This is a genomic window from Curtobacterium sp. NPDC098951, from assembly GCF_044759965.1.
In the GTDB taxonomy this organism is placed as follows: domain Bacteria; phylum Actinomycetota; class Actinomycetes; order Actinomycetales; family Microbacteriaceae; genus Curtobacterium.
The window spans coordinates 432,258-447,114 of the sequence record NZ_JBIWAG010000002.1; the positions used below are offsets into that span (position 1 = coordinate 432,258).

The window sequence follows — 14,857 nt, forward strand, 5'->3', positions numbered from 1 at the left end:
CGGCAGGCCGCACGCGGGGTATCGCGGCGTACGCGGTCGTTCCGGGCGTACCCGGTCGATTCTTTCGACCAGGTACGCCCGATCCTGCATTCCACGTCACGCGCCATGGGAAGGAACGTGCAGGTGGCGCCGGGCCGCTCAGTGGCCGAGGCCGCGCCGGTGCTCCTGGGCGGCGTGGAGGACGTCCCGCGCCCGGTCGCTCGCCGCCTCCGCCTCGTCGCGCGCCGCTTCGAGCCGGGCGACCTCGGCGTCAGCCCGGTCGAGGGCACGTCGCAGCTCCGAGCGATGTTCCTCTGCGCGTTCGAGGTCGCCCGCTGCTGCGTCGAGCGCGGCGTCGGCGTCGCGCGACTCCGAGCGGGCCGCGGTCTCCGCCTCGCGTGCCGCCTTCCGCTCGGCCGCCAGGTAGCGCTCCGGTTCGGGGTCGCGCTCGGGCTCGGGGGCGGCGTTCGGGTGCGGTACGTCGCGCGAGGCCGTCGCCGTCGGTCGGGAGGCACGATTCCCCTTCCGGGCACCCCTCGCGCTGGTGATGGAGATGGGTGGTGCGTCGCTCCCGGACCAGGCGTCCGGGACCGCATCGGGATCGGCGAGCGCCCCGTCGAGGTCCACCTCGTCGAACCCGGCGCTCTCGAGCGCGCGGACGAGGAGCCCGGAGCGCACGGCGGCACCGGCGTGCGGATCCGCCATCGCCGCCTCGATGGTCGCCCGCACCTGGTCGAGCACGGCCCGGGTCACCGGGTGGCCGGCGTCCGAGGCGAGGTCGGCACCGGCCTGCGCGAGCGCGTCGACCACACTCGCCCGCTGACGTCGGAGCTGCCGGATCACGGCCGGGTCGGCGTCCGCCTGGGCCTTGCGGATCGCGGGCCCGAGGTCGACCGCGTCGTCGAGGGCGCCCTCGTGCGCCAGCAGGTCGATGACCCACGCGGCGGGTGCCGGCTTCCGGAGTCTGCCGATCGCCGTGGCGAGGGCACGGTCGTCCTTGCGGACCGAGCGCTGACGAACCGTGCGCTCGGCGGCGAAGTCCGCGGGCGCGACGAGGAGCAGTTCCCTCGCCACGTCCGCGAACCCCATGCGGCACAGCTTGCCTGCTACCAGTCGTGGACGGTGCCGTCGGCGAGGCGGTTGAACGGCAGGTACGCCTGCTCGTACGGGTACTTGCCGGCCTCGTCGACGTCGAGCGAGACCCCGAGGCCCGGCTCGTCGCCCGGGTGCAGGTAGCCGTCGGTGAAGGTGAACGTCTGCCGGAACACCTGGTTCGTCTTCGGGCCGTGCTGCATGTACTCCTGGATGCCGAAGTTGTGGATCGCCAACCCGAGGTGCATCTGCGCCGCGAGCCCCACCGGCGAGATGTCGGTCGGCCCGTGGAACCCGGACTTGATCTGGTACATCGCCGCGTAGTCCATCGTCTTCTTCAGCGGGGAGATGCCGCCCATGTGCGTCACGGCACCGCGGACGTAGTCGATGAGCTGGTCGCGGATGATGTCCTTGAAGTCCCAGATCGTGTTGAAGACCTCGCCGATCGCGAGCGGCGTCGTGGTGTGCTGTCGGACGAGCTTCAGGGCTTCCTGGTTCTCGGCCGGGGTGCAGTCCTCGAGCCAGAAGAGGTCGTACGGCTCGAGCGACTTGCCGAGCTTCGCCGCCTGCAGCGGGGTCATCCGGTGGTGGCCGTCGTGCAGCAGCGGCAGTTCGGGTCCGAACTCGTTCCGGACGGCCTCGAACACGGTGGGCACGTGCCGCAGGTAGGCCCGGGTGTCCCAGTCCTCCATCGCGGGGAAGGCGCCGCGCTGCGCGGGCTCGAAGTCGTAGCGGACGCCCTCGTTCCCCGAGGTCGTCTTGTTCGACGCGATCCCGTAGATCGACTCGAGGCCGGGCACGCCGGTCTGCACCCGGATCGACCGGTAGCCCTCAGACTGGTGCTCGCGGATGGAGTCGAACAGCTCCGGCAGCTCCTTGCCGGACGCGTGGCCGTACGCCATGAGCCCGGTGCGGGAGGCCCCGCCGAGCAGCTGGTACACGGGCATCCCCGCGACCTTGCCCTTGATGTCCCACAGCGCCATGTCGACGGCGGCGATCGCGGCCATCGTGACGGGGCCGCGGCGCCAGTACGACGAGCGGTAGAGGAACTGCCAGGCGTCCTCGATCCGGCTCGCGTCACGACCGACCAACAGCGGGACCACGTGCTCGGACAGGTACGTGGCGACGGCGAGCTCACGACCGTTCAGCGTCGCGTCGCCGAGGCCCGTGACCCCGTCGACCGTGGTGATCTTCAGCGTGACGAAGTTGCGGTTCGGGCTCGTGACGATGACCTCGGCGCGGTCGATCAGCTGACCGCGGTCGGCCGACGCCCACGTGTCCGGGCGTCCGGCGGTCGGGTCGGTCGCGGCTGCCTGGTCCGTCGCGCCCGGCACCGGGGCCGCGGGGTTCGTGGTCGTGTCGGTCATGCGGGGACTCCTTCGTCGGCGCCCGTGCGGGCGGGTGTGGTGCCGGCAGCGGCGCGGGCTGCCCGGATGCGGTCGGCCGCCGCGGTGATCGCGGCGACCACGCGGGTGGTGTCGAGGTCGGGGGCGATGACGCGCAGCACGTCGTGCACGTCAGAGTCTGGCCCGGGGGCTCCGGCGTCGTCCACGAACTCGGGCTGGTCGGTGCAGTGCAGCCACCACGCGGCGAGGGCCGTGGCGGCTCCGGGGCCGATGCCGTCGGAGGGGCTGCGGTCGAGCCGGTGGCGCACCAAGTCGACGACGCGGACGGGCAGCTTCTGCGACCCACCGGACGCGATCTGCCGCAGGGTGTGCCGGATGCGCGGGTTCCGGAACCGGTCCACCAGGGCATCCCGTGCGGCGGTGACCTCGTCGGCCGGGAGCGGCAGTTCGCGAGCCGCATCGTCCCACAGCTGGTCGACCGCGGCGCGGCACACCGGGTCGTCCATCGCGGACGCCACGGTCTCGTGGCCGAGCTGCAGGCCGAGGTACGCCAGCAGCGAGTGGGACCCGTTCAGCAGCCAGAGCTTCCGCTGCTCGTACGGCGTGACGTCGTCGACGAGCCGCACGCCCGCGGTCTCCCAGGCGGGACGGTCGATGCCGTCGAAGGCGTCCTCGAGCACCCACTCGGCGAACGGCTCGGTGACCACCGGCACCCGGTCACCGTCGAGCGCACCGGAGAGCCCGGCGAGGTCGCGCAGATCGGCGTCGGTCGTGGCCGGGGTGATCCGGTCGACCATCGAGCTGGGGAACGCGACGTTCGACTCGATCCAGGCACCCAGGCCCTCGTCCCCGACGGCGTCGAGCACCGCCTCGCGGAGGACGTCGCCGTTGTGGGTCAGGTTGTCGAGCGACATCAGCGCGATCCGACCGCCGCCGGCGGCGCGCCGGGCATCGAGCCCCGCGACCAACCGCGCGGGGACGTCGGAGCCGGACCGGTAGCCCTGCTCGGTGACCGTCAGCGTGACGATGGTCGTCTCCGGGGACGCGACCACGTGCCTCCAGGCCGTGTCGTCGCTGCCCGGGTGGGCGGCCGCGATCGTGTCGACCACCTCGGCGACGTCGCCGTCGGCCGCCCGGGTGACGAGCGTGTACCGGCAGCCCTGGGCGTTCAGCGCGTCGGCGGTGTCCGGTGAGCGTCCGGTGAAGGCGGTGATGCCCCACGGCTCACCGTCCGCGTGCGCCGTGTACCAGGCGAGGTGGGCGCGCGCGAACGCACCCACCCCGAGGTGCACGATGCCGGGTCGGCGGTCGGTCATGCCGACACCGGTACGAGGGACCGCAGGTACGCCAGGTTGTCGGCGGTGCGGGCCTCGAGCGGGAGGTCGGTGGAGAAGTCCTCGATCGTGACCCAGCCGTCGTACCCGTGCTGGCGCAGGGCGTCGAGGTAGTCGGCGACGGGCGCCTGGCCGGCGCGCAGGGGCGCCCACTCGTTCTGCCAGATCGCGGACCCGTCGGCGCGGGTGTCGCCGGTGTCGACCCACCGGGCGTTCTTCACGTGGGCGTGGGCGAGGTACGGGCCGAGCAGCTCGAACGCCGCGAGGTGGTCCTCCTGCCCCTCGATGACGAGGTTGCCGAGGTCGTGGATGACGCCGACGTGCGCCGGGTCGAGGCCGTCCACGAGCCGGAGCGCCGCCGACGCCGACGGCGTGATCGTCATGTGGTGCAGCTCGACGAGTGCCTTCACGCCGAGCTCGGTCGCGCGGGAGACGGCCCACTCGAGGTCCGCGCGGGTGCGGTCGAAGATCTGCGGGTAGGTCTCGCCGGTGCGCTCGCGCTCCTGCCGGTAGTGCGGCATGGTCACCCGGACCTGCCGGGCGCCGAGCTCGCTCGTGACCCGGAGCATCGTGTCGACGCCGTGGTGGTCGGACGCCTGCTGGTAGCCGCCGATGCCGGAGTACTCGAGCCCGGCGGCGTCGGTGATCCGGGCGATCTCGCCGACCTGGTCCTCGATTCCGGTGAACTGCCACGTCGACTTGTTGCCGGCCCAGAACGAGCGGCTGGCGGGCACCGTCGCACCGGGTGCGGGACGGTCGTCGACGACGCGCCACTCGATGCCGTCCCAGCCCTGTTCGGCCAGGGTCGACGCGGCCTCGGACGGGGTCCAGTCGGGGGTGGAGGCGGTGAACACGGAGAACTTCATCGGGTGGCTCCTTCTGCTGCGTGGGCGCCGACGACGGGGACGACGTCGTCGTACTTGCCCTCGATCACGTCGTCGATGCGGACGGGCTCGCCGAGCGTCGCGCTGACGTAGAGGCCGCGGACGGTGGCGAGGGACACGAGGGCGGCGTCGACCGTGACACCGGGGTCGCGGCCGTCGCGGATCGCGGCGACGATGTCGGTGTACTGCCGTGTGTGGCCCGCGGCGAAGTGGTCGGGCTCGGCCGGGCCGCCGACGACGTGCTCCGGCGGGACGACCTCCTCCTTCTGGTCGACCGCGCCCTCGACCGCGGACGCGTTCGCCGTGGTGGAGGCCGACTCGAGCGTCGCGGTGTCCGGCGCGATGTGGAAGTAGGCCAGCCGGTCGTCGTCGACGATGGCGGACCCGTGCGTGCCGTAGACGGCGTACCGGGCGGAGAGCCCGGGGTAGGCGGCCGTCGTGCAGTGGATGACGCCGAGCGCACCGCCGGCGAACCGGACGGTGGCGACGGCGGTGTCCTCGACCTCGATCCGGTCGTGCGCGAGCAGGCCGGTCTGCGCCGAGATCTCGACCGGACGGCCGAGTACCCAGACGAGCAGGTCGACGGTGTGCACGCCCTGGTTCATCACCGCGCCGCCACCGTCGAGCGCCCAGGTGCCGCGCCAGTCGCCGGAGTCGTAGTAGCCCTGCGACCGGTACCAGGCGACGCTCGCGAGACCCGAGGTCACCGTGCCGAACCCGCCGTCGTGCGCGGCCCGGGCCACGGCTGCCGACGCCGGGTCGAACCGGTGCTGGCTGATGACGCTCGTGACGAGCCCGCGGTCGCGGGCCGAGGCGGCGAGCGCGGCGATCTGCCGGGCGCGGGGCATCGTGGTGTCGAGGGGCTTCTCGATGACGACGTGCTTGCCGGCGGCCAGGGCGGCCTCGGCGAGCTGCACGTGCATGCCGGACGGCGAGCAGATCGCGACGACGTCGATGTCGGTCTGCGCGATCGCCTCCTCGATGGTCGCGGTGGTGACGGGGCGCGTCACGCCCATCGCCTCGATCTCGTCGGCGGCGCTCGTGGCGGCGGCGGAGATCGCGTCGACCAGGGCGACGACCTCGAGGTCGGGGTGGTGGACGGCGACCTTCGCGTGGTGGCGTCCGATGACGCCGGCGCCGACGACTGCCAACTTCAGTGGGGTGGTCATCGCAGGGTGACTCCGATCTGGTCGGTGAGCTTCCGGAGGGCGCGACCGGCGCGACCGAAGGCCGCGGGGCCGGAGAACCCGCCGAGGTGGGTGAAGTCGCTGAGGTGCGGCTCGAGCGAGGCGTAGCCGGAGTACCCGGCGTCGCGCAGCGCGGTGAGGGTCTGCAGCAGTTCGCCGTCGCCCTCGCCCGCGGGGACGACCGACGAGTCGGCGGCCAGGGCGTCCTTGACCTGCAGGTAGTCGACGTACGGCGCGAGCTGGGCCCACCCGTCGGTGAACGGCTTGACGCCGCACTGCACGTAGTTCGCGTTGTCCCAGGCGAGCCGGAGCGCGGGCGAGCCGACGCTCTCGACGATGTCGAGCACGCGTGCGGGGACGTCGCCGTAGATGTCCTTCTCGTTCTCGTGCAGCAGGGTCACCCCTTCGCGCTCGGCGAGGTCGGCGAGCGCCCGCATCCGGACGAGGACGTCGTCACGGACGTCCTCGGGCTGCCGCCCCGCGAAGTAGAAGGAGAAGATCCGGATGTTCGTCGTGCCGAGAGCGTGCGCCGCAGCGATCGCGCGACCGAGTCGTCCGACCTCGTGCTCGACGGGCTCGTCGACCGACACCTTGCCGATCGGCGAGGCGATGGCGGACACGGTCTGCCCGCGTTCCTCGAACAGGCGGTGGAGGCCGGCGAGCTGGTCCTCGTCGAGGTCGACGACGTTCACCCCCCAGGCGCTGCGGACCTCGATGGCGCTGGCGCCGAGCGCCTGCAGCACCGCGACCTGGATCGCCGGGTCGGCGTCGATCTCGTCGCCGAAACCGGAGAGCTCCCAACTGGGCTGGGTCATTGCATTCCCTTCATGGAGGCAGTCTGGAGGCGCGGGGCGGGCTGGCACCGCGCCTCCAGGCAGACTGTGGACAAGTCGGAAGACTGCACAGCGCTACTTGACGGAACCGGCGGTGAGACCGCCGACGAGGTAGCGCTGGAAGATGAGGTAGAGCGCGACGACCGGCACGGCGCAGACGATCGACGCGGCCATCATCTGACCGTAGATCGGGACGGCGCCGCCCTCCTGCGTGGTGCCGAGGACCTGCAGGACGACCGCCACCGTGCGCGTGTTCGGGGTCGTCATGATCGTCGAGAACAGGACGTCGTTCCAGCCGAGCAGGAAGGCGAAGATCGCCGACACGACGATGCCGGGCCACGAGAGCGGCAGGACGATCTTGGTGAGGATCTTCGTGCTCGAGGCACCGTCGATGCGGGCCGCTTCCTCGAGCTCCTTCGGGAGGCCACGCAGGTAGGTGACCATCACCCAGGTCGAGAACGGCAGGGCGAACGTCAGGTAGGTGACGAACAGGCCCCAGCGGGTGCCGATGATCTGCATGCCTGTGGCGCTCGCGATGTTCGAGAACACCACGAAGACGGGGAGCAGCAGGAGCGTGCCCGGGATCGACTGCAGCGCGAGCAGTCCACGGAGGATCGTCAACCGCCCGAGGAACCGGAACCGGACGAGGACGTACGCGGTGGACACGGCGAGCGCCGCACTCGCCACGGCGACGGCCCCGGCCGTGAGCATCGAGTTGACGAGGCCCTGCCCGAGCGCGACGGTCGACCAGATCTCGACGTAGTTCGACAGGGTGAACTCCGAGGGGAAGTACTCGCCGCGAGCGACCGCGACGTCGGAGTTGACCGAGCCGAACAGGATGTAGAGCACGGGGACGGCGATGAACGCGATGATGACCGCGATCACGGTCACGAGCAGCCACCGGGGCAGCAGTCGGGTGACGTCGGTGTCGTACGGACGCTTGTGCCGGCGGCCGCGGTCCCCGGCGGTGATGCTCTCGGTGAGCGTCGCGGTGGGGCGGGTCCGGGTAGTGGTGAAGGCGCTCATGCTCGGGCTCCGTCGATGTCTGCGGCGGCGGCCGGGGTCGCCGCGGCGAGGGTCGCCCGGTCGGCCCGGCGCTGCCGGCGGTCGGGTCCGGCGTCGTCGCCGGTGTCGAGCTTCACGGCCCGCAGGTAGACGAAGAGCGGGATCGCGACGATCACGAGCGAGCAGATCGCCATCGCGGCGGAGAGCCCGAAGCGGAACGACTGGAAGCTGGCGATGTACGTGAGGACGGGCATCACCTCGACGCTCGACGGCAGCGGGATCCCGAAGAGCACGAACGGCAGGGTGAAGTTGTTGATGTTGTGCAGGATCGAGATGATGATCGCGAGCGAGAGCGGTCCGCGCAGGTACGGGAAGATGATGTAGCGGAGCTTCGCCCACCAGGTCACCCCGTCGAGGGCGGCGGCTTCGTGCACCTCGTTGTCGACCGCCTGCAGTCCGGCGAGCGAGAGCAGGTAGACGAACGGCCAGCTCGTCCAGATCATGACGCCGGCCAGCGCCCAGTACGACGCCGAGCCGTTCAGCCAGAGCACGTCGGTGTGCAGGATCGAGTTGACCACGCCCTGCGGCTGCAGCATCGTGCGGAAGAACGTGCCGACGACGAAGGCGGGGAGGACGTAGGGGACGAGGTAGATCGACCGGACGAGTCCGCGACCCGGGAACCGGTTCTGCGTGGAGATCGCCGCGGCGACGCCGATCGGCACCGTGACCGCGGTGACGAGCACCGAGATGGACACCGAGATCCAGATCGAGTGGAGCAGGGGCGAGTCCGTGAACGCCTCGGCGAAGTTCTGGAACCCGATGAACGGGGCGCTGAACCACTGACGGAGCGTGTACTGGTCGAGGTCGAGCATCGCGATGAAGACGCCCACCAGGAGCGGGACCACGATGACGGCGAGCATGAGGACGCCGCCGGGCAGGAGCATCCAGAGCGGACGCTCCCGCTTGTACAACGGCGTCTTGCCGACGGGGCGGACCTCGTGGGGCCGCGAACGCTGCGCGTCGGGCCGGGTCTGCGTGGCGGTCATCACAGGCCTCCGTTCTTCTGGCGGTTCAGCGTGGACTGGGCGTCCTGCTGCGCGTCCTGCAGACGCTTCCGGAGCTGGTCGTCGGAGACCGAGCCGCTCTTGAGCTGCGGGATGGACTGCACGACGACGTCGACGAGCGACAGCTGGATGTCGGACCAGGCGCCGGTGAAGGCGGTGGGCTTCGAGAGCTTCCCGGCCTGGATGATCGGGGCGAGTTGCGGGTTGTCGGCCGCCAGCTGGGCCGCGGCGTCGGCGTTCGTGGGCAGGTTGCCGAAGAGCCGGTAGTACTCCAACTGGGCCTTCGGCGTGCTGAGCTGCTTGATGAAGTCGAACGACAGGTCCTGCTTCGTGCCGTAGTCCGCGACGACCCAGTTGTCGCCGGAGAGGATGCTCGCGGCCTCGATCCCGTCACTCGGACGCGACGTCGCTCCCGGGGGCACCGTCGGCAGCAGTGCGAACTCGTACTTGCCGTCCACGGGGGTGTTCGTGAACGAGTTGATCGCCGTGGTCGTCGTCATCGGGAAGAACGCCGCCTTGCCCTCGGTGAACTGCGCGAGGGCCTGGGCGTTGTTCCACCCGATCGCGGCCTTGTCGACCACGCCGTCCTTCGTGACCCAGTCGAAGTAGGTGCGGTAGGCGTTCTGCACGGCCTTCGTGTCGATCTCGGCCTTGCCGTTCTTCGACACGATGGTGTTGCCGGCGTTCTGCGCCATGCCCCAGATGAACTTCCACGGGTCGAAGCCGTCGGCGTAGGCGATCGCCATGCCGTGCACGTCACCGCTGGTGGTGGCCTTCGCGTCGGCGGTGAGCTCGTCCCACGTCGTCGGCATCCGGGTGATGCCGGCCTTCGCGAGCAGGTCCTTGTTCACGGCCATCACGAACGGCCGGCTGGCGAACGGGATGCCGATCTGCTTCGAGGTGCTCGGTCCGGAGATGCCGAAGGACGCGGGGTCGAACTGGTCCTTGCCCCCGACGGCCTTCCACTCCTTCGACCCCATCTCGACGAAGGCGCCGGTGGCGTACGCGGTCGGGGTGAACGTGCTGCCGATCGCGTACACGTCGGGGCCCTGCCCGGAGATGACGCTGGTCTGGATGGCGGTCAGCTCCTCCTGCGCGGAGGAGTACGTCTCCCACTGCACCTTCGCGCCGGTGGTCCGCTGGAACTCGGCGGCGACGTCCTGCTGCCACTGCTTGCGTTCCTTGGGGTACGTGGTGTCCGCGCCCATCATGACGCGGAGGGTGTTGGGGTCGTCGCCGCTGCCGTTGACCACCGCGCATCCCTGGAGGGACAGTGCGGCGAGGGCGATCACGGCCGCGGCACCGATGACGGTGCGGACATGGAGTCTTCGCGTGTTCACGGGGGTTTCCTCCTCGAGACCTCCTCCGGGCGGCACTGCCCGGTGGCACCACTGTCGCGCCACTGGCAACATGCGGCAATCGGTTGCCACTTGTTGCCAGACCGGTTTACGGTCGCTGCACCGGCGCATCGAGGCACCGGCAGACCGCACCGGTGCACCCACGCCCCGGCCCGGACGACGGAGGAACCGTGACCGACACCGACACCGCGCGGCGGGTGACCGTGCGCGAGGCCGACGCCGCCCGGCGGGAGACCGTGCGCGAGGCCGACACCGCCCGGCGGGTGACCATCCGCGACATCGCCGACGCGACCGGCGTCGCCCCCTCCACCGTCTCGCGTGCCCTCTCCCTGCCGGACCGCGTGAACCAGGCGACGCAGCAGCGGATCCAGCGCGTGGCGCGGGAGCTCGGCTACGTGCCGAACTCGCAGGCCCGCGCCCTGACCTCCGGTCGCACCCGTGCGGTGGCCGTGCTCGTGTCGGACATCACGAACCCCTTCTACTTCGACGTCATCCGCGGCACGCAGCACCAGCTCGCCGGCGCGGGGTGGACCCAGCTGCTCGTCGACACCGAGGAGTCCGCCGACGCCGAGATGGCCGCCCTCAGCGCGATCGCGGGCAAGGCCGACGGCGCCGTGCTCACCGCGTCCCGGTTGACCGACGCGCAGATCGCCCGGTTCGCCGAGCGCACGCCGCTCGTCGTCGTGAACCGTCGGCCGGCCGGAGTCCCGTCGGTGCTCATCGACACCCCCGGCGGGGTCGAGCAGGCCGTGCAGCACCTCGTCTCGCTCGGGCACCGGGACGTCCTGTACGTCGCCGGTCCGGACAGCTCGTGGTCGAACGAACGGCGGTGGCGCGCCCTCGTCCGGGTCGCGAAGCGCCTCGGTGTGCGGGTCGCCCGCGTCGGACCGCACGCGCCGTTCGTCGACTCGGGTGCCGCGGCCGCCGACGCCGCCGTGCACGCCGGGGCCACCGCCTGCATCGCCTTCAACGACCTCATCGCCATCGGCATGCTCGCCCGCCTGCGGGAGCGCGGGGTACGCGTGCCCGAGGACATGAGCATCGTCGGGTGCGACGACATCTTCGGCGCCGACTTCTGCAACCCACCGCTCACCACGATGACCTCGCCGATCGAACGCGCCGGACGGGTCGCGATCCGGATGCTGCTCGGACGGCTCGGCGCGATCCCCGCCGAGGAACTGCCCGGCGAGCACATGAGCGGTGCGGTCGCGCTGCCGACCCACCTCACCGTCCGCGAGTCCACCGGTCCCGCACCCGTCCCCCACGCGTCCTGAAGGAGTCGACGATGACCCAGACCACCACCGCCACACCGCTCGCCCCGCACCCGGACCGGCTCTTCGCCGCAGAACCGGGAGCGCGAGCGGTCGCCCGCACGGTCCACGACGCCGTCAAGGACGCGCCGATCATCTCGCCGCACGGACACGTCGACGCCACGCTCATCGCGGACGACCAGCCGTTCCGGGACCCCGCGTCGCTGCTCATCACCCCGGACCACTACGTCCTGCGGCTCCTGCACGCGAACGGTGTCGGACTGGAGGCGCTGGGTCGCGTCGACCTGTCGGGAACCGGTGCCGTGCCTACCGGTCGCGCCGTCTGGCGGAACCTGGCCGAGCACTGGGACGACTTCCTCGGCACCCCGGTCCGCTACTGGTTCGAGACGGAGCTGCACGACGTCTTCGGCCTGACGGAGCAGCCGTCGGCCGCGAACGCGGACGCCCAGTACGACCACATCGCCGAGCTGCTCACCACGCCCGCGTTCCGTCCCCGCGCCCTGTTCGACGCCTTCGGCATCGAGGTGCTGGCGACCACCGACGACCCGACGGCCGACCTCGCCGCGCACGCGCGGCTCGCCGCCGACCCCACGTTCACCGGCCGGGTGGTCCCCACGTTCCGCGCGGACGCCGTCTTCGACCCGTCGCGGTCGGACTGGAGGCACGTGGTCGCGTCGATCGGGGAGGCCGCCGGCATCGACACGGGGACCCACGACGGGCTGCTGGCGGCACTGCGCGCACGTCGCCAGTACTTCGTCCAGCACGGTGCCACCGCCACCGACACCGGCGTCCTCGACGCCGGGTCGACGCCGCTGTCGGCCTCGGAGCGCTCGCGGATCCACGCGGCCGCGATGCAGGGCCCGTCCGGGGTGACCCCGTCGGAGGCCGTCGCGTACCGGCACGACATGCTCTACCGCTGGGCCGAGATGAGCGTCGAGGACGGTCTCGTCATGCAGCTCCACCCCGGTGTGCTGCGGAACCACCACGCGCCCACGCTCGAGCGCTTCGGACCCGACACCGGGCACGACCTGCCCGCCGTCGGCTCGTTCACCGAGCCCCTGCGTCCCCTGCTCGAGTCCTTCGGCACGGCGCCTGGATTCCACCTCGTGCTGTTCACCGTCGACGAGACCGTCTTCTCGCGCGAGATCGGGCCCCTCGCCGGCTTCTACCCCGCCGTCTACGCGGGCGCTCCCTGGTGGTTCATCGACACCCCCGCAGCGATCGGCCGCTACCGGGCGGCGATCACCGACTCGGCGTCGTTCACGAAGACCTCGGGGTTCATCGACGACACCCGCGCCTACTGCTCGATCCCCGCGCGGCACGACATGGCCCGACGGGCGGACGCGGCCTACCTGGCGTCGCTCGTGGTGACGCACCAGCTGTCGGAGGAGGACGCCGTGCGGACGGCACGTCGGATCGTGTCGGACATCCCGAAGGCGACGTTCAAGCTCTAGAGCGTCTGCCGCACGAGCACGCGGGGGAAACCGTTCAGCACCGAGGTGGTGTCCGCCGCGTGCTCGAAGCCCGCGTGCTCGAACAGGGCGCGGGTGCCGACGTACGCCATGGTGAGGTCGACCTTCTCGCCGCGGTTGTCGACCGGGTACCCCTCGAGCACCCGGGCGCCGTGGTCGCGCGCGAAGTCGACCGCGCCCGCGAGGAGCACGTGCGAGATGCCCCCGCCCCGGTGGCCCGGTCGCACCCGGATGCACCAGACACTCCACACGCTCCGGTCGTCCGGATCGTCGAGGTGCGGGACCTTCCGGTTGCGCGCGAACGTGGTGTCCGGGCGGGGGTGGACCGCAGCCCAACCGACGACCTCGTCGCCGTCGTACGCCAGGACACCGGGCGGCAGGTCCTCGTCGAGCAGCGCGCGGACGCGATCCCCACGGGCCGTGCCGCCGAGGGCCCGGTTCTCCGCCGACGGGATGCGGTAGCTCAGGCACCAGCACACGGTCGCGTCCGGGCGCTTCGGACCCACCATCGTCCGGACGTCGTCGAAGGACGTCGCGGGGCGCACCTCGATCGTCATGCCCCGAGCATGGCACCCGATTGGCGGAGGAGTCCGAGCGATCGAGCGATCTCCTGCTCGGCGGTCGCGGTGTCGCCGGACCAGGTGCACTCCAGCGACACCGAGCCGCGGTAGCCGCCGTCGTGCACGGCGGCGAGGAAGTCGCGCCACACGTCGTCGCCGCCCGCGGCACCGAGTGGGCGACGGTCACGATCGCTGACGTGCACGTGGCCGATGCGGGTGCCGAGCTCGCGGAGGACATCGAGCGACTCGCCCTCGTTCCGGATGTGGAAGAGGTCGGCGACGACCTCCACACCGTCGACGCCGGCCTCGTCGAGGAACCGGACGGTCTCGGCGACGGAGTGCAGGACGTTCGTCTCCGAACGGCTCAGCGGTTCCAGGACGATGCGCAGGTCGGACGCGGCAGCGGTGTCCCGGGCCGTGCGGAGCACCTCGGCGAACCGGCGGAGGGCCTCGGCGCCGGACATGCCGTCGGGCGCCGTGCGGGCGGCCCCTGAACCGAACACGATCTTCGCGCCCGGTTCGGCTACGGAGCGGACGATGGGGAGGACGGCCGCGAAGTACGCGCGCACCGCATCGGGGTCGGCCGTCAGCAGCCGGAGGGCACCGGGGACGAGGATCGCGAACGAGCCGAACCGGCCTCCGGCGTAGGCCTCGTTGCGCGTCCAGCCGCAGATGTCGTCCGACGGCACCGCCAGATTGCCCGCGATCGTCGGCTCCACGTGGTCGGCGCCCGCGCGACGGACGGCCTCGGTCAGTGCTGCTCCGGCGACGACGCCGAACCCGGTGAAGGACATGGGGTCCATGCAACCCGGGGTGCCGCGGTCCTGCAGCCGTTGCCGTCCGTTGCCACGGTGTCCGCCGTCAGTCGGCGGACTCGACGAGCTCGGAGAGGACTCGAGCGATCTCGGGCACTGCGTCGAGGCGCCCTTCTGCGACGGCGATGATGAAGTCGTAGGCCTGGTCGTTCGTCGCGGTCAGCCGTCGTCCGTTCATGCCGAGGAAGACGACGAGGAGCATGAGTCCGACGCGCTTGTTGCCGTCGACGAGGGCGTGGTTCCGCACCGCCGAGTGCACGAGCGCCGCAGCCTTCTCCACGATGGTCGGGTAGGCGTCAGTGCCGCCGACCGAGGTCGCCGGCCGTGCGACGGCAGCTTCGAGCAGCCCGACGTCGCGGAGGAGGAACCCGTCGCCGAGCGTTCGACGAGCGATGTGCAGCGCTTCGTCGGTCGTGAGGTGGATCACCTGCCGAGCCGGTCGAGCGCCTCGGCGTACCGCGGGAGTTCGCGGTCGAGGATGCTGTCGATCAGGTCGCTCCGGCTGTGGTGCTCGATGTACTCACGGATCGCGGCCCGGGCGATCTCCTGCATCGAGCGCGCTTCGAGATCAGCGCGCTTCCGCAGCGCGCTGGCTTCGTCGTCGTCGAGTCGGAGCGTCATGGCCATGCAGTTGATGGTATCACTCGTGATACCTGC

General features: G+C 71.3%; 15 protein-coding genes. 2 read left to right on the forward strand and 13 right to left on the reverse strand.

Annotated features, from left to right (window positions below; genetic code table 11):
• Positions 1 to 138: 138 nt before the first annotated feature.
• The 9 genes from ACIQUC_RS06695 to ACIQUC_RS06735 all read right to left on the reverse strand — a co-directional run bounded on the left by ACIQUC_RS06695 (position 139) and on the right by ACIQUC_RS06735 (position 10,064).
• Positions 139 to 1,068, reverse strand: a complete 930-nt coding sequence (locus tag ACIQUC_RS06695) for a hypothetical protein (RefSeq protein ID WP_402264693.1) — start codon at positions 1,066 to 1,068, stop codon at positions 139 to 141.
• A gap of 17 nt (positions 1,069 to 1,085) precedes the next feature.
• Entirely contained in the window at positions 1,086 to 2,438 is a 1,353-nt protein-coding gene (gene manD / locus ACIQUC_RS06700; RefSeq protein WP_402264695.1) for a D-mannonate dehydratase ManD, read from the reverse strand.
• Positions 2,435 to 3,733, reverse strand: coding sequence for a mannitol dehydrogenase family protein (locus ACIQUC_RS06705; protein ID WP_402264698.1), 1,299 nt, complete (start codon positions 3,731 to 3,733; stop codon positions 2,435 to 2,437). The genes manD and ACIQUC_RS06705 overlap by 4 nt, the downstream gene beginning before the upstream one ends.
• Positions 3,730 to 4,617: a sugar phosphate isomerase/epimerase family protein gene (locus tag ACIQUC_RS06710; protein ID WP_402264701.1), complete on the reverse strand. Its 888-nt coding sequence runs from the start codon at positions 4,615 to 4,617 to the stop codon at positions 3,730 to 3,732. Before ACIQUC_RS06710 ends, ACIQUC_RS06705 begins: the two co-directional genes overlap by 4 nt.
• A complete protein-coding gene (locus tag ACIQUC_RS06715) occupies positions 4,614 to 5,804 on the reverse strand; it encodes a Gfo/Idh/MocA family oxidoreductase (protein WP_402264704.1) in 1,191 nt (396 codons plus the stop codon). The genes ACIQUC_RS06710 and ACIQUC_RS06715 overlap by 4 nt, the downstream gene beginning before the upstream one ends.
• The gene (locus tag ACIQUC_RS06720) at positions 5,801 to 6,637 is read right to left on the reverse strand and encodes a sugar phosphate isomerase/epimerase family protein (RefSeq protein WP_402264707.1); all 837 of its coding nucleotides are present in this window, start codon (positions 6,635 to 6,637) and stop codon (positions 5,801 to 5,803) included. The genes ACIQUC_RS06715 and ACIQUC_RS06720 overlap by 4 nt, the downstream gene beginning before the upstream one ends.
• Positions 6,638 to 6,730: 93 nt before the next feature.
• Positions 6,731 to 7,681, reverse strand: coding sequence for a carbohydrate ABC transporter permease (locus ACIQUC_RS06725; protein WP_402264710.1), 951 nt, complete (start codon positions 7,679 to 7,681; stop codon positions 6,731 to 6,733).
• The gene (locus ACIQUC_RS06730) at positions 7,678 to 8,706 is read right to left on the reverse strand and encodes a carbohydrate ABC transporter permease (protein ID WP_022907261.1); all 1,029 of its coding nucleotides are present in this window, start codon (positions 8,704 to 8,706) and stop codon (positions 7,678 to 7,680) included. Before ACIQUC_RS06730 ends, ACIQUC_RS06725 begins: the two co-directional genes overlap by 4 nt.
• A complete protein-coding gene (locus tag ACIQUC_RS06735; protein WP_402264714.1) occupies positions 8,706 to 10,064 on the reverse strand; it encodes an ABC transporter substrate-binding protein in 1,359 nt (452 codons plus the stop codon). Before ACIQUC_RS06735 ends, ACIQUC_RS06730 begins: the two co-directional genes overlap by 1 nt.
• Positions 10,065 to 10,318: 254 nt before the next feature.
• On the opposite strand from ACIQUC_RS06735, the gene ACIQUC_RS06740 reads away from it, so the two are divergent.
• Together ACIQUC_RS06740 and uxaC are read left to right on the forward strand one after the other, a co-directional pair.
• A complete protein-coding gene (locus ACIQUC_RS06740) occupies positions 10,319 to 11,356 on the forward strand; it encodes a LacI family DNA-binding transcriptional regulator (RefSeq protein ID WP_402265690.1) in 1,038 nt (345 codons plus the stop codon).
• 11 nt (positions 11,357 to 11,367) lie between these two features.
• Positions 11,368 to 12,807: a glucuronate isomerase gene (gene uxaC / locus ACIQUC_RS06745; RefSeq protein ID WP_402264717.1), complete on the forward strand. Its 1,440-nt coding sequence runs from the start codon at positions 11,368 to 11,370 to the stop codon at positions 12,805 to 12,807.
• Here the strand turns inward: uxaC and ACIQUC_RS06750 are convergent.
• From ACIQUC_RS06750 to ACIQUC_RS06765, 4 genes are all read right to left on the reverse strand, one after another.
• On the reverse strand, positions 12,804 to 13,382 hold the full coding sequence (locus ACIQUC_RS06750; protein ID WP_402264720.1) for a GNAT family N-acetyltransferase: 579 nt from the start codon (positions 13,380 to 13,382) through the stop codon (positions 12,804 to 12,806). The genes uxaC and ACIQUC_RS06750 overlap by 4 nt on opposite strands.
• The gene (locus ACIQUC_RS06755; RefSeq protein ID WP_402264723.1) at positions 13,379 to 14,179 is read right to left on the reverse strand and encodes a sugar phosphate isomerase/epimerase family protein; all 801 of its coding nucleotides are present in this window, start codon (positions 14,177 to 14,179) and stop codon (positions 13,379 to 13,381) included. Before ACIQUC_RS06755 ends, ACIQUC_RS06750 begins: the two co-directional genes overlap by 4 nt.
• A gap of 67 nt (positions 14,180 to 14,246) precedes the next feature.
• The gene (locus ACIQUC_RS06760) at positions 14,247 to 14,627 is read right to left on the reverse strand and encodes a type II toxin-antitoxin system death-on-curing family toxin (RefSeq protein WP_022907041.1); all 381 of its coding nucleotides are present in this window, start codon (positions 14,625 to 14,627) and stop codon (positions 14,247 to 14,249) included.
• Positions 14,624 to 14,827 (reverse strand): hypothetical protein, encoded by a 204-nt coding sequence (locus tag ACIQUC_RS06765; protein WP_402264725.1) that lies wholly within the window; start codon positions 14,825 to 14,827, stop codon positions 14,624 to 14,626. The genes ACIQUC_RS06760 and ACIQUC_RS06765 overlap by 4 nt, the downstream gene beginning before the upstream one ends.
• Positions 14,828 to 14,857 lie beyond the last annotated feature (30 nt).

What these genes read in the sequence shown, in the direction of transcription:
- ACIQUC_RS06695 (WP_402264693.1), bottom strand. Translation starts at nt 1,068, where the DNA reads ATGGGGTTCGCGGACGTGGCGAGGGAACTGCTCCTCGTCGCGCCCGCG.
- manD (WP_402264695.1), bottom strand. Translation starts at nt 2,438, where the DNA reads ATGACCGACACGACCACGAACCCCGCGGCCCCGGTGCCGGGCGCGACG.
- ACIQUC_RS06705 (WP_402264698.1), bottom strand. Translation starts at nt 3,733, where the DNA reads ATGACCGACCGCCGACCCGGCATCGTGCACCTCGGGGTGGGTGCGTTC.
- ACIQUC_RS06710 (WP_402264701.1), bottom strand. Translation starts at nt 4,617, where the DNA reads ATGAAGTTCTCCGTGTTCACCGCCTCCACCCCCGACTGGACCCCGTCC.
- ACIQUC_RS06715 (WP_402264704.1), bottom strand. Translation starts at nt 5,804, where the DNA reads ATGACCACCCCACTGAAGTTGGCAGTCGTCGGCGCCGGCGTCATCGGA.
- ACIQUC_RS06720 (WP_402264707.1), bottom strand. Translation starts at nt 6,637, where the DNA reads ATGACCCAGCCCAGTTGGGAGCTCTCCGGTTTCGGCGACGAGATCGAC.
- ACIQUC_RS06725 (WP_402264710.1), bottom strand. Translation starts at nt 7,681, where the DNA reads ATGAGCGCCTTCACCACTACCCGGACCCGCCCCACCGCGACGCTCACC.
- ACIQUC_RS06730 (WP_022907261.1), bottom strand. Translation starts at nt 8,706, where the DNA reads ATGACCGCCACGCAGACCCGGCCCGACGCGCAGCGTTCGCGGCCCCAC.
- uxaC (WP_402264717.1), top strand. Translation starts at nt 11,368, where the DNA reads ATGACCCAGACCACCACCGCCACACCGCTCGCCCCGCACCCGGACCGG.
- ACIQUC_RS06750 (WP_402264720.1), bottom strand. Translation starts at nt 13,382, where the DNA reads ATGACGATCGAGGTGCGCCCCGCGACGTCCTTCGACGACGTCCGGACG.
- ACIQUC_RS06755 (WP_402264723.1), bottom strand. Translation starts at nt 14,179, where the DNA reads ATGTCCTTCACCGGGTTCGGCGTCGTCGCCGGAGCAGCACTGACCGAG.
- ACIQUC_RS06765 (WP_402264725.1), bottom strand. Translation starts at nt 14,827, where the DNA reads ATGGCCATGACGCTCCGACTCGACGACGACGAAGCCAGCGCGCTGCGG.